Source organism: Glycomyces tarimensis (assembly GCF_054776215.1).
The window spans coordinates 149540-161897 of the sequence record NZ_BAAHCB010000015.1; the positions used below are offsets into that span (position 1 = coordinate 149540).

13 protein-coding genes are annotated in these 12358 nt (G+C 69.1%); 7 read left to right on the forward strand and 6 right to left on the reverse strand.

What is annotated here, in order from left to right; genetic code table 11:
- Positions 1 to 53: 53 nt before the first annotated feature.
- Entirely contained in the window at positions 54 to 326 is a 273-nt protein-coding gene (locus tag ACYVK3_RS12880; RefSeq protein ID WP_460497726.1) for a DUF2277 domain-containing protein, read from the reverse strand.
- Positions 327 to 806: 480 nt separating this feature from the next.
- On the opposite strand from ACYVK3_RS12880, the gene ACYVK3_RS12885 reads away from it, so the two are divergent.
- A complete protein-coding gene (locus ACYVK3_RS12885; RefSeq protein WP_460497750.1) occupies positions 807 to 2606 on the forward strand; it encodes a glycoside hydrolase family 2 protein in 1800 nt (599 codons plus the stop codon).
- A 48-nt stretch (positions 2607 to 2654) separates the two neighbouring features.
- On the opposite strand, the gene ACYVK3_RS12890 is transcribed toward ACYVK3_RS12885, so the two are convergent.
- Positions 2655 to 3428 carry a hypothetical protein gene (locus ACYVK3_RS12890; protein ID WP_460497727.1) on the reverse strand — a complete coding sequence of 258 codons (774 nt, stop codon included), beginning with the start codon at positions 3426 to 3428 and terminating at the stop codon, positions 2655 to 2657.
- Between the two features lie 157 nt (positions 3429 to 3585).
- Entirely contained in the window at positions 3586 to 4473 is an 888-nt protein-coding gene (locus ACYVK3_RS12895; protein WP_460497728.1) for a Rossmann-fold NAD(P)-binding domain-containing protein, read from the reverse strand.
- An 83-nt stretch (positions 4474 to 4556) separates the two neighbouring features.
- Between ACYVK3_RS12895 and ACYVK3_RS12900 the strand changes: the two genes are divergently transcribed.
- Positions 4557 to 5264 (forward strand): TetR/AcrR family transcriptional regulator, encoded by a 708-nt coding sequence (locus ACYVK3_RS12900; RefSeq protein ID WP_460497729.1) that lies wholly within the window; start codon positions 4557 to 4559, stop codon positions 5262 to 5264.
- Between the two features lie 6 nt (positions 5265 to 5270).
- On the opposite strand, the gene ACYVK3_RS12905 is transcribed toward ACYVK3_RS12900, so the two are convergent.
- A complete protein-coding gene (locus tag ACYVK3_RS12905; protein ID WP_460497730.1) occupies positions 5271 to 6164 on the reverse strand; it encodes a LysR family transcriptional regulator in 894 nt (297 codons plus the stop codon).
- A 157-nt stretch (positions 6165 to 6321) separates the two neighbouring features.
- On the opposite strand from ACYVK3_RS12905, the gene ACYVK3_RS12910 reads away from it, so the two are divergent.
- On the forward strand, positions 6322 to 7311 hold the full coding sequence (locus ACYVK3_RS12910) for a DMT family transporter (protein ID WP_460497731.1): 990 nt from the start codon (positions 6322 to 6324) through the stop codon (positions 7309 to 7311).
- 29 nt (positions 7312 to 7340) lie between these two features.
- On the forward strand, positions 7341 to 8036 hold the full coding sequence (locus tag ACYVK3_RS12915; protein WP_460497732.1) for an alpha/beta hydrolase: 696 nt from the start codon (positions 7341 to 7343) through the stop codon (positions 8034 to 8036).
- Positions 8037 to 8089: 53 nt separating this feature from the next.
- Here the strand turns inward: ACYVK3_RS12915 and ACYVK3_RS12920 are convergent, their stop codons facing one another.
- Entirely contained in the window at positions 8090 to 8695 is a 606-nt protein-coding gene (locus ACYVK3_RS12920; protein ID WP_460497733.1) for a TetR/AcrR family transcriptional regulator, read from the reverse strand.
- Between the two features lie 100 nt (positions 8696 to 8795).
- Here ACYVK3_RS12920 and ACYVK3_RS12925 point away from each other — a divergent pair, with 100 nt between their 5' ends.
- Positions 8796 to 9236, forward strand: coding sequence for a VOC family protein (locus ACYVK3_RS12925; RefSeq protein WP_460497734.1), 441 nt, complete (start codon positions 8796 to 8798; stop codon positions 9234 to 9236).
- A gap of 74 nt (positions 9237 to 9310) precedes the next feature.
- Entirely contained in the window at positions 9311 to 9556 is a 246-nt protein-coding gene (locus ACYVK3_RS12930) for a hypothetical protein (protein ID WP_460497735.1), read from the forward strand.
- Between the two features lie 19 nt (positions 9557 to 9575).
- Here the strand turns inward: ACYVK3_RS12930 and ACYVK3_RS12935 are convergent, their stop codons facing one another.
- Positions 9576 to 10634, reverse strand: a complete 1059-nt coding sequence (locus tag ACYVK3_RS12935; RefSeq protein WP_460497751.1) for a LacI family DNA-binding transcriptional regulator — start codon at positions 10632 to 10634, stop codon at positions 9576 to 9578.
- Positions 10635 to 10830: 196 nt separating this feature from the next.
- Between ACYVK3_RS12935 and ACYVK3_RS12940 the strand changes: the two genes are divergently transcribed.
- Complete coding sequence (locus ACYVK3_RS12940) at positions 10831 to 12315, forward strand: RICIN domain-containing protein (protein ID WP_460497736.1); 1485 nt, start codon at positions 10831 to 10833, stop codon at positions 12313 to 12315.
- Positions 12316 to 12358 lie beyond the last annotated feature (43 nt).

The following is a 12358-nucleotide window of genomic DNA, read 5'->3' on the forward strand; positions in this document are numbered from 1 at the left end:
GAGGAGGTGAACGGTGCGTTCGCGGCGTTATTCGAGCGACGAATCGGACGCGGTCATCTATCGCCGAAGCGCGCCGCCGCGCGCGCCTTCGCCTTGGCCGCCTCGACCTCCCGGTCTCGCGGCGGCGCCGTGGTCACCAGCGAGTCCAGGAGCTCCTGCGTGGCCGCGGCGACCGCGGCGACCGCCCGATCGAAGGCCTCCTGGTTGGCCTGTGACGGTCGCGAGGACCCGCTGATCTTGCGGACGTACTGGAGCGCCGCCGCGGTGACTTCATCGCTGGTGGCGGGCGGCTGGAGGTTGTGCAGGGATTGAATGCTTCGACACATGCCTTCAGCATCGCACGCCGCTGACCGGAGCGCGATATTCGTCGACCACGGCACTGACGGCCTGGGAGCGCATCGCCTGTCCGAGCAACGTCGCCGGGGCGCGGGGCGGTCCATGGGAGGCCGTCGATCGTCGAGGCGGCAAGGCCGCTTTCAGGATCGACTGCCGCCGGCCGCTGGAACGCCCGGTCGTCCGACGAGTCTCCCTTCTCGACTGGAGTCCCTCTTGACACAAGGATGAAGGTTCATTAGGTTGACCGTCGGGCCGGGACACCGCATCGGCCCCCGAGGCGGCCTCCAGCCGGGCGCGATCAGGGTTCGAGGAAGGACCGAACCCGCTTGCGACGGCAGCGGCTTCTGCGCCCGCCGCGCCCCGGCGCGCTTCGGGACCATGCACCCAGCACAAGAGGAGACCTTGGAGTGACGCAGCGAGGCACCACCGCGCCGGGCGACGTCCCGCGGCCGGAGTACCCACGTCCATCGATGGTCCGTCCCGAGTGGCTGAACTTGAACGGCCAGTGGGAATTCGAGATCGACCGGGCTGACACCGGCCTCGAACGAGGGCTGCGCGAGCGCCCGCTGGAGGGGGCCATCACCGTGCCCTTCGCGCCCGAGTCCAAGCTGTCCGGTGTGGAGGACACGGACTTTCTGCACGCCGTGTGGTACCGGCGCGAGCTGACCGTCCCCGAGTCGTGGGCGGGGCGGCGCACCCTGCTGCACTTCGGCGCCGTCGACCACGACGCGACGGTCTGGGTGGACGGCCGGGAGGTCGGTCGTCACCGCGGCGGGTTCACCCCCTTCACCGTCGATCTTGGACACCTGCGCGGCACTGCGACCGTCGTCGTGCGGGCGTGCGACAGCCGAGACGAGCCCCAGGCTCGCGGCAAGCAGTCCACCCGCCACGACAACTACGAGTGCCTCTACACGCGGACCACCGGCATCTGGCAGACTGTCTGGGCCGAGCCGGTGCCCGACGTGTCGCTCTCCCGCCCGCGCCTCACCCCTGATGTGGCGGGTGCGGCGTTCCACCTGGAGCAGCCGCTGCGCCGCAGCGGCACCGGTCGAGTCGGCGACCGGGCGGGCTGGACGCTCACCGCGTCCGTGCGCGACGGCGACGGCGCAGTGGCGGAGGCGAGCGTCCGCGCCGACCTGGACCTGTCACCGCGGCTCACCCTGGCCCTGCCCGCGGACCGGGTGCGGCTCTGGGGCCCCGAGGACCCGCACCTCTACGAGGTCGCGATCGAGCTTCGCGACGCCTCGGGCGAGGTCGTCGACGCGGTGGCGACCTACGCCGGCCTGCGGTCGGTGAGCATAGACGGCAAGGCCGTCCTGCTCAACGGCCGCCCGGTCTTCCAGCGGCTCGTCCTCGACCAGGGCTACTACCCCGACGGACTCATGACCGCGCCGAGCGACGAGGCATTGGCGCGCGACATCGAACTGTCGCTCCAGGCAGGGTTCAACGGGGCCCGGCTGCACCAGAAGGTGTTCGAGGAGCGCTTCCTCTTCCACGCCGACCGCCTGGGCTACCTCTGCTGGGGCGAGTTCGGCGACTGGGGCGCCGTCGAAGAGGGCACCGCCGTGCGCGGCGAGTACCAGCGCCCGACGCCCGGCTTCATCGCCCAGTGGCTCGAGGCGCTCGAGCGCGACTACTCCCACCCGTCGATCATCGGCTGGTGCGGGCTGAACGAGACCCATCAGCCGCTCACCGATCGCGGACAGGTGCTCGATGACGTGACCAGGGCGATGTTCCTCGCCGCCAAGGCGATGGACACCTCCAGGCCCGTGTTGGACGCTTCGGGCTACTCACACCGCGTCCCCGAGTCCGATGTCTGGGACTCGCACGACTACACGCAGGATCCGGACGAGTTCGCCGCTGAAATGTCCGGTCTGGAGCACGACCGGCCGCACACCAATGTGGGGCGTCTGGAGGGCGAGGCGATCTCCGTGCCGTATTCCGGGCAGCCGTGGTTCTGCAGCGAGTTCGGCGGCATATGGTGGCGCCCTGACACCACGGCCAGCGCGTCCTTCGACGACCGGGGCGGCGACAGTTCGTGGGGCTACGGGAAGGCCCCGGAGTCGGAAGAAGCGTTCCATCGGCGGTTCGAGGGCCTCACCGGTGTGCTGCTGGACGACCCGCTGATGTTCGGCTACTGCTACACCCAGCTCACCGACGTCTTCCAGGAGCAGAACGGCATCTACTCCTTCGACCGGTCGGTGAAACTGGACGTCGCTCGGGTCCGTGAGGCCCAGCGGCGTCAGGCGGCAATCGAGCGCTCTGACTGAGTCCGCGCCGGTGGGGCGGCGTGGCTGATCGCCGCCCCACCGGCGGGCTTAGAATCCGCCGACCTTGACGGGGAACTTGTCGATCTGGGCGATCGTCTCCTCGGGGTTGTCGGGTATGACGAGTTTGATCGGGTTCTCGAGCTGGTAGATCTCGCCCTTCGGCGGGAAGTTGTCCAGTTGGCCGATGAGCTTGCCGGGTTCCTTGGTGGACAGCACCAGTGGCTCGCGGACCTGCTCGGCCGCCGTCTCCGGTGGCCGCTCGATGGTCATGGTGAAGTCGAGGAACATGGTCTGCTCCCACTTCGGCGGCGACTGCGAGATCATCTTCACGAGCGATTCGGGAGTCGTTTCGAAATCGCCCTGTTCGATGGTGATCTCGCCCAGGCCCTGGTCTTGCTCCGCGGGGCCGACCGGGGCGGCCGGGGTCTCGGCGGTGGTGGACTTCATGGCGAAGCCGGAGATCTCGAGCTTCATCGACCACGGATCGAGCGGGTCGGCGTCCGCTACGCGGAAGTCGACGTTGCCCTCGAGGTCGGCGGTGGCCGACGCCTGTTCGCCGGCGTCGAGTCCGGCGAGACGGCGGCCGGCCTCGGTGAACGTGAGGCCGAACTCGTCGGAGGCCAGCGGGAGCTCGAACGTTTCCCCTACCGCGGGAGCCGAGGGGATCTCGGGGACCCCGGGCCCCGGAATCGGTTGCTGCGGAGCAGCGGCACCCGCGGCGCCCGCGCCGGCCAGCAACAGTGTCGCGGTCGTCGAGGTGAGCACCGTGGACAGGCGGCGCCATCGGGACCTGGTGGGGCGAACGTCGGTGTTCGCGGTCATGAGCGGATCTCCTCTCGTTGTGGTGCTGCGTCGGCGATAGGCACGCCCGCACCGTGGAAGCCCGCAGCACATGCGGCCACCACTGATAACTACTCTTAGCGCATACAAGATAACGTTCAGTAATCAATCGGGCGAGGATTCTCCGAATCTCGGTCGCTCACCGTTCTTGGCCGTCCACCGTCGAACGACGTGCGAGGGTCGCTGCCAGTACGGATCGGAGCGGAGTGGCCGGGCGTCGAAGGAGATGCTCGAGCTCGGTTCCGGTGGCGGCGAACTCGCCTCGGCGTGCGGCCCGGAACATGCCGACCAGCATCTCGACCTGCTCCTCGGGCACGCCGTGCGTGACGAGTTCGGACGCCCACGCGGCGTCGTCGGCGACCACGCGTCTGATCGTGCGCCCGGTGAGCTCGGTGAGGATGCCGGCGATGTCGTCGAGGTCGAGCGCCTCCGGCGCGGTCAGCGGTGGAGTGGGCCCGTCGAAGCGGGCCTCCTCGGCGAGGACGATCGCGGCGGCCTCGGCGAGGTCCGCGTGCGCGGTCCACGAGACGGGCCCATCGGCCGGGGCGATGAGTTCGCCGGTCTCGAGCGCTCGTCCGAGCAGGAGTGGGACGGTGGCCGCGTAGAAGCCGTTGCGGAGCGCGGTGTGCGGCGCGTCGGTCTTGGACAGGCGTCGCTCGGCGGCGGCGTGGCCGGGCATCGGCGCGAACAGTGAATGGGCAGAGGCGCCCTGGTGGCTGGTGTAGAGGACGCGGCGAGCTCCTGCTTCCCGTGCGGCGTCGATCGCCGTCGCGTGCTGCGCGAGCGCCGCCTCGCTCGTCAGGTTCGTCGAGACGACGAGGACTTGGGCGGCGCCTTCAAAGGATTCGGCGAGGGTTTCGGGATCGGCGAAGTCGCCGCGTCGCACGCGCACTCCGCGCGCGGCGAGGTCGGCGGCGCGGTCGGTGTCGCGGACGCTGACGCCGAGCCCGTCGGCGGGGATCCGGTCGAGAAGCCGCTCGGCGATCTGCGAGCCGAGTCGGCCGGTGGCGCCGGTGATGACGATCATGTGAGGTCCTCTCGAAGCGGGTATTAGCGACGTTATTAACATCGTTATCAACGAGGGTAGCAACAGCGGCTATCATCAGGGGCATGGCGGAGGCGAGAACCGGAAGCACGAGCAGGCACCGGACGCGAGCGGGCATCGTCGAGGTCGCCGCGCGGCTCCTGCGCGAGCGGGGCGTACAGGCCGTCACCATCCGCGCGGTCGCACAGTCGGCCGGCATGCAGGCGCCGACCATCTACCGCTTCTTCGAGGACAAAGACGCGCTGCTCGACGCCGTCGCCGAGCACGTCTACACCGCCCATCTGGACGCGAAGGCGGTCTCCGAGGAACTCGATCCGCTGGAGGACTTGCGAGCCGGCTGGAACGCGCACATCGGCTTCGGGCTCGAGAACGCGGCGCTCATCGGTCTGATCACCGATCCCGCCCGCGGCGTCCGTCCCTCGGCGGAGGCCGCCGGGCTGGAAGTCCTGCGCGCTCGCGTGCGCCGGATCGCGGCGATCGGTCGGCTCCGCGTCACCGAACGTCGCGCCGTCGAACTCATTCAGGCCGCCGGTATCGGCGCCGTTCTCACCCTGCTGGCCATGCCGGCCGAGGAACGCGAGCTCGAGCTCGCCGACGCGATGTACGAGTCGGTGATGCGCCAGATCCTCACCGATGCGCCGGAACCTCGCTCCGACCACGTGAACGTGGCCGCCGCGCTCCGGGCCGCCGCGTCGAAGCTCCCGAGCCTCACCGACGCCGAACGCGCGCTGCTCTCGGAATGGCTGGACCGGCCGGGGAACGGACCCGCATGAGGGCTGTCACGCCTCTCGGTAGGTCGCCGCGATGTCGACGGCGATCTGGATCGCCCGTTCCGCGAGCGGGGACTGCGTGCGTCCGCCCTGCCAGAGCAGGAAGATCTCGCGAGGTGCCAGCTCCGGCACGAGCTTGTGGACGGCGAGCGCCTCGTCGGAGGGTGCGGCGGCGCCGTGGACGACGAGCCGCGGGAGCACCGCCGATCCGATCCCGGCCCGCACCATCGACAAGACCGCCTCGTTTCCCGCGGCGCGGAAAACGATCCGAGGCTCGGCGTCGTTGCTCGCGAAGGCCCGTTCCACCCGTGGCTGGTCGCAGGTCGGCGGCCACGCCACCATCGGAGCGCCGTCGAGTTGGGCGAACCGCACCGGGCCGTCGGGAAAGGCGCCGTGCGGCGCCACCAGCACGTACGGGTCGTCGAACAGTTTGCGGTGCTCGATGTCGCCGTCGACGAGGGTGTCGGAGAACATCAGATCGACCTCGCCGATCGGCGGCTCTTCGGATTCGTCCTCGACGAGCCTGATGTCGCAACCGGGATGCTCCTCGCGCAACCGGCGTACGAGCCGCGGCAGCAGCACATTCGAAAGGCTCTGGAACGTGCCGATGTCGATCCGCGCCTCGCCCGCGTTGAAGCGTTCGACGGCGGTCGTCATCGCCTGCGCCTTCGCCAGCAGATCGCGGCCGTGGGCGAGGACCACCTTGCCGAGCGGGGTGATCCGGACCGGCTTCGGGCCGCCCGGGCGGTCGAAGACCGCGCCGCCGACCGCCTTCTCCAGCAAGGAGATCTGCTGGCTCACCGTCGACTGCGTGTAACCCAGTCGGGCGGCCGCCCGACCGAATGAGCCCTCATCGACCACCGCGGCCATGGTGGCGATATGTCGCAGGTCGACCTCGGTCATGGCACCGAGCCTAGCAAGGAAGATAAGCAATAACGATGGCTTTGATCGTTTATTATCGCTTTTCATGATGTAAATCCAAGGCTAGCGTCACCAGTATGACCCCAGCAGCACACGACGAACCGCTTTTCGTCCATCGCACCGGTCGGCGGTGACGACGATGGCGACCGAGCTCCACCGGCGCACCGCGGCGACCGCGATGGCGGACCGCGTGGATCCACCACCGCGGCTCCTGCTCATCGCTTTCGCGCTCGGCACCGTGTACCTCGTCTGGGGCTCGACCTACCTCGGCATCGGCGTGATGGTCGAGGACATGCCGCCGCTCCTCGCCGCCGGTACGCGGTTCCTCCTCGCCGGGGTCCTGCTCGGAGCGTTCCTGAGCGTTCGCGGCGGATGGCGCCGGCTGAGCATCGGCCGCGCCGAGCTCGGGTCTTGCGCATTGCTCGGCCTGGTGCTGCTGGTGTGCGGCCAGGGCATGGTGACCGTCGCCGAGAACGGTGGAGCCCCCTCGGGCCTGACGGCGCTGCTCATCGCAGGGGTCCCGCTCTGGGTCCTGCTGTACCGACGGCTGTCCGGAGAGCGGCCCGCACGGTCGGCCGTTCTCGGAGCCGTCGTCGGGTTCCTCGGACTCGCCGTACTGCTGGTCTCCAATGGCGCGAGCGCCGGATTTCCCTTCTGGACTGTGGGTCTGGTCGTGTTCGCCTCCGTCGCGTGGGCATTCGGGTCGTGGTACCAGTCGCGACTGCGACTGCCTCGTGACCCTTTCGTCACGACCGTCTACGAGATGCTGGTCGGCGGGGCCGTCCTCACCGTCGTCGGACTGGGCGGCGGCGAGCGGTTCGAACCGGCGATGTACTCCGCCGGTTCATGGACCGCGTGGGCCTACCTCGTGGTGTTCGGCTCGGTCGTCGCCTTCTCGGCCTATGTCTGGCTGCTGCAGGCCGCGCCCGTCTCCCTGGTGGCCACCTACGCCTACATCAATCCACTGGTCGCGGTCTTCCTGGGCTGGCTGGTGCTGGACGAGGTGGTGACGACGCCGATCGCGGCGGGCGGCGCCGTGGTCCTGCTCGCCGTCGCGATCGTGCTGAAGGCCGAACGTCCGCGCCGAGGGCGCGACGGCGAGCCCGCTCCAGAGCACGCCGATGAATAAGAAGTCCGATACGAGAAAGAGGAAACCTCATGGGAAACGACATCGAGCCGGCCACCTTCGTGCTCATCCACGGCGGAGGAAGCAGCGCATGGGACTGGCATCTGGTGGAACCGCAGCTGCGCGCGCTCGGCCACGAGGTGATCGCGGTCGACCTGCCGACCGAGGACGCGAGCAACGGAATCGCCGAGTACGCCGACGCGGTCGTCTCCGAATGCTCCGGCCATCCGCGACTGGCCGTCGTCGCCCACTCCTTCGGCGGGCTGGTGGCGCCGGTGGTCTGCTCCCGTATCGAGACTGAACTGCTGGTGCTCGTCACCGCGATGATCCCGCGACCGGGGGAGAGCCCGAGCCAGTGGTGGTCCGCCACCGGCTTCAACGACCTTGGTGTCTCCATCGCGACCCGGCAGGAGGAGATCGACGCGTTCTTCAACGGCGTGCCCGAGGAACTGATCGCCGGCCAGTACGAGAACGGGCGAGAACAGAACGGTGGGTGGGACGAGCCGTCACCGCTCCAGGCCTGGCCCGACGTTGCGACCCGGTATCTGCTGTGCCGCGACGATCGGTTCTTCCCGCCGGACTTCGCCAGGGCCCACGTCGCCGAGCGCCTCGGCATCGTCCCCGACGAGATCGACGGCGGCCACATGGTCGCTCTCGCGCGCCCTCGCGCGCTGGCGGAGCGGTTGCACCGGCTCTGGAACGAACCGCGAGACGCAGCCGGAGTATGACGCCGTCCGGCCGGTCCTCGTCCGCCGCGACGGTCCCCGGCCCACGGACGAGGCTACGGCGAACGCTCAGACTCGCTCCGGATCAGCAGGCCGTCGAGCAGCCGTTGGAGTGCGCGCTCGGTATGCTCCAGCGCGTGTGGGTCGCTTGATCGAGCCAACCACATGGTCGCCTCGTTCATCGCGCCCGACAGCAGTCGTGTCAGCGGTTCGACCGGCTGGCTTTCGATGAGACCGGCCTCTGCCAGCGTCTGGAGCGCCTCGGCCAGATGCCGGGCCGAGTGCGCCTCGTCCATCGCGTGCCATTCGTCCCATCCGAGGACGGTGGGGGCGTCCACCAGAAGGATTTGGCGCACGCTCGGATCCGAGCCGGCTTTCAGGTACGCCCGGCAGCCGGCACGCATCTGTTCCCATGGATCGCGGTGGCGCTCAGCGGCTCCGGCGACCCGCTCGCCGAGTTCTCGCTGCACTTCGCTGACGACGGCCCGGAAGAGCCCCAGTTTGCTGCCGAAATGGTGGTAAGCGGCGCCCTTGGTGACCCCGACGGCCTGGGCGGTCTCGGCGAGCACCACGTCGTGGTACCCGTGGGCGGCGAATCGACGGCGCCCCTCGGCCAGCAATGCCCGCCGCGTCGCCTCCCGCTGCTCGGCCCTCGTGGTCATGCGCGCTCCGTCCTCGGTTTCACATACCCGAGGTATGCTAGCATCGCATTCGCATACCCAAGGTATGCGAAATACCTTCGGAACCACCGGGAGCATCGCCATGAACAACCGACTCGACAGCTTCTACCCAGTGATCGCCACTCGCGACCTTCCTGCCTCGCAGGACTTCTACACACGCCACTTCGGCTTCGAGGCCACCTTCGCCGCCGACTGGTATGTGAGCCTCCACCGCCCCGATGCCCCGCACTACGAACTCGCGCTCCTCGACAGCACCCATCCGACCCTCCCGGAGGGCCGCCGCACTTCGATCCAGGGCGGTCTGCTGCTCAACTTCGAGGTTGCCGACGTCGATGCCGAACACGATCGCTTGATCGACCGGGCGGGCCTGAGTGAACTGCTCCCGTTGCGCACCGAGGAATTCGGCCAGCGCCATTTCATCGTCGCCGCGCCGGACGGCGTCATGATCGACGTCATCACCGTCGTTCCGGCGACGGGGGAGTACGCCGAGCAGTACGCCCCCGGTCACAATGCGACGACGTGAAGCCCGTGCCGCGACGCGGTACGAACGAGTCCCCACGCGGTCCCCGTGGCTTGTCGGAGGAGGAGGGCCGCCCCGTGGGCCGCTTCGGCCGGGATGAACGGTTCGCCGGTGGCGGCTCGCCGGACCGGGACGCGATGCCCGCGCAAGTGGTGTTCGGCGGCGGCCAGCGCCAGGTGCGGGCGCAGGAGCCGGTGGTCGCGCAGGGCGGCGAGGTGGTCGTGCGCCGCGACGAGTTCGGACGCGGCGAGACCGGTTCGGGCCGGATGGCCGGCCAGGGCGAAGACGCCGCCGACCGCTCAGGCCACCGGCCTCCGGCCTGACGGCCTCCCGCGGCGGCCGTTACGGCCGGGTCGGCGGAGGCGCGGTGCTGTTCCTGATCACCAGCCGGGTCGGAACGATATCGGTTCCCGGTCGCGGGGCGGTGTGCTCGCGGATCTGGCGCAGGACCGCTTCGGCGCTCCGTCGCCCCACTTCGGCGAAGTCCTGCTGGATGGTGGTCAGCGGGGGCGTGAAGTACGCGGCGTCGGGGATGTCGTCGAAGCCGACGACGCTGATGTCGCCCGGGACGGACCGACCTCGTTCATGGAAGGCGCGCAGCATACCGAGCGCCATCTGGTCGTTGGCGGCGAACACCGCGGTGCAGTCGGGCCGGTCCGCCAGCTCGAGGCCCGCGGCGTGGCCGGAGGCGGCCGACCAGTCGCCGCGCACCGGCTCCGGCACGGGCCGACCCGCGGCTTCGAGCGCGTCCTGCCACGCCTTGGCGCGGCGTCGGCTCGCGAACGAGGTCTCCGGGCCGGTCACGTGCCAGACCGTCCGGTGGCCGAGCGCGAGCAGGTGGTCGACGGCGCTGCGGGTGCCGCCGATCTGGTCGGAGTCGATGACGCGGTAGCGGTCCCCGGCGTCGGAGTCCACGACGACGACGTGTATCCCGGGCGGCAGTTGGACGATGGTCGTGTCCAGCAGGTCGGTCTCGATGATGACGATGACGGCGTCGACGGCCAGCTCGTTCAGCCGTGTGAAGGCGCCGAGCATGTTGTCGTGTGTGGGGACGTCGATGGGGATGAGCGTGGTCGTGTACCCCTCGGAGGCGGCGTGGGCGGTGATCGCCTCCACCGTTTCGCTCTTGCCGGTGGCGGTGAGCCTGAACAGGATCACGCCGATCGTGCGGAACCGTCCGTTGCGCAGCGCGCGGGCGGCGCTGTTGGGCCGGTAGCCCAGCCGGCGCATCGCGGCGAGCACGCGCTCCCGGGTCGAGGAGACCACGCCGGGGTGCCCGTTCGCGACTCGCGAGACGGTCTGCATCGAGACTCCGGCCGCGTGCGCGACATCGGATATCGACACCCGCTTGGCGCGCCGAGTGCCGGTGTCCTCCGTGCCGCTCGCCCCGGCTTCGCCCATCGCGTCCCTCATTTCCGCTCCGGCCACGATCAACGCGGTCATACGAACACAAGTCAGCACGCCGGCGACCTTGACCACCGTTGTGACGAATGCCATAATAACCGCAAGTGTTGACGTTAACATCAACGAATGTTGACGTCACCATCAACAGATACCACCTCTTACGTGCAAGGTCGCACGGGATCGGTCAACCATCATGAATGCTGACTACGACGCACCATCACCACATCGACGGCGGTCGCTCCGCCGCCTCCTGCTGACCGCGCTGGCCTCCCTGGCGCTCGTGCCGGTCACCGTCCTCGCGGGAGCCGCGCCGGCGTCCGCGGACACCAGCCAGTTCAGGGGCTTCAACTGGGCCGTGCTGGGCGACAACTTCAGCACCGGCCGGCTCGTCATCGACGGATTGAGCTCCTCGGACAGCTACGACACCGTGCGAGCCAAGGCCAACGCCGTCTACGACGACATGGAGGCTCACGTCGGCGCCAACACCGTCCGGCTGCCCGTCAACACCCACACCGTCGGCACCTCGTGGTGGAACGCCTACCGCGGCGCCATCGACGCCGCCACCGACCGCGGCTTCAAGGTCATCCTCGCCTACTGGGAGGACGGGGCCGCCTCCGGTGGCCGGATCACGAACATGAGCGCGTTCAACACGATGTGGTCGACCGTGACCGACCAGTACGGCTCCAACAGCCGGGTCTACTTCGAGCCGATGAACGAGCCGCACGGCTACAGCTCGGCAGAGTGGCGCAACGTCGCGGCGGACTGGCTCGACTACCACTATTCGGCTCCTCCCGGCCGGGTGCTCATCGGCGGTACCGGCTACAGCCAGGACCTCAGGCCGATCTGCAACGACAGCCGCTTCGACGGCACGCTGCTGTCCTTCCACCACTACGCGTTCTTCTACGGCGAGATGGACTACGCCGGCTGGCGCGACCACGTCCAGACCCGCCTGGGCGACTGCGCCTCGCGAGCGGTCGTGACCGAGTTCGGCGCCCCGATGAACAACGGCCTGAACTACAACGACGCGAGCAGCACCGACAACTTCGTGCGCCACATCCGCGCCGTCACCGAGGTCATGCGCGCCAACGACATGGGAGGCACCTACTGGCCCGCGCTCGGCGGCAAGCCCGGTGACATCGGCTACGACTGGTACTCCATGTTCGACATGAACGGCAGCGGCACCAACCTTTCCCTGAGCCTCCGCAACAACTCCGGCGCCGACCGCCTCCGCTACGGCTGGGGCGACGATGTCAGCGGCGGCGGCGGCCAGTTCGCCGACATCGTGAACCGCAATTCGGGCAAGTGCGTCGACGTGGTCTCGGGCTCGACCCAGAACGGGGCCGAAATCATCCAGTGGGACTGCCACGGCGGTTCCAACCAGCAATGGCAACTGCAAGACGCGGGCGGTGGCTACTACCGGATCGTCTCCCAGGCAGCCGGCAAGTGCCTCGACGTCGATGCCGCCTCGACGGCCGACAACGCCCGCATTCTCCTATGGACGTGCTCCAGCGGGACCAACCAGCAGTGGCAGCTGCGCGACGCCGGGAGCGGCCACGTCGAGATCGTCGCCCGGCACTCGGGCAAATGCCTCGACGTGGTCAGCTCCTCGACGGAGAACTCCGCGCGCCTCCAGCAGTACTCCTGCTGGGGCGGCGCCAACCAGCAGTGGAGTCTGTAGCTCGGCCAGCCGAACGGCAGGCCCGCTTACACCGACATAGCGG

Coding starts and splice junctions, on each gene's coding strand:
- ACYVK3_RS12880 (WP_460497726.1), bottom strand. CDS start 326: ATGTGTCGAAGCATTCAATCCCTGCACAACCTCCAGCCGCCCGCCACC.
- ACYVK3_RS12885 (WP_460497750.1), top strand. CDS start 807: ATGGTCCGTCCCGAGTGGCTGAACTTGAACGGCCAGTGGGAATTCGAG.
- ACYVK3_RS12890 (WP_460497727.1), bottom strand. CDS start 3,428: ATGACCGCGAACACCGACGTTCGCCCCACCAGGTCCCGATGGCGCCGC.
- ACYVK3_RS12895 (WP_460497728.1), bottom strand. CDS start 4,473: ATGATCGTCATCACCGGCGCCACCGGCCGACTCGGCTCGCAGATCGCC.
- ACYVK3_RS12900 (WP_460497729.1), top strand. CDS start 4,557: ATGGCGGAGGCGAGAACCGGAAGCACGAGCAGGCACCGGACGCGAGCG.
- ACYVK3_RS12905 (WP_460497730.1), bottom strand. CDS start 6,164: ATGACCGAGGTCGACCTGCGACATATCGCCACCATGGCCGCGGTGGTC.
- ACYVK3_RS12910 (WP_460497731.1), top strand. CDS start 6,322: ATGGCGACCGAGCTCCACCGGCGCACCGCGGCGACCGCGATGGCGGAC.
- ACYVK3_RS12915 (WP_460497732.1), top strand. CDS start 7,341: ATGGGAAACGACATCGAGCCGGCCACCTTCGTGCTCATCCACGGCGGA.
- ACYVK3_RS12920 (WP_460497733.1), bottom strand. CDS start 8,695: ATGACCACGAGGGCCGAGCAGCGGGAGGCGACGCGGCGGGCATTGCTG.
- ACYVK3_RS12925 (WP_460497734.1), top strand. CDS start 8,796: ATGAACAACCGACTCGACAGCTTCTACCCAGTGATCGCCACTCGCGAC.
- ACYVK3_RS12935 (WP_460497751.1), bottom strand. CDS start 10,634: ATGGGCGAAGCCGGGGCGAGCGGCACGGAGGACACCGGCACTCGGCGC.
- ACYVK3_RS12940 (WP_460497736.1), top strand. CDS start 10,831: ATGAATGCTGACTACGACGCACCATCACCACATCGACGGCGGTCGCTC.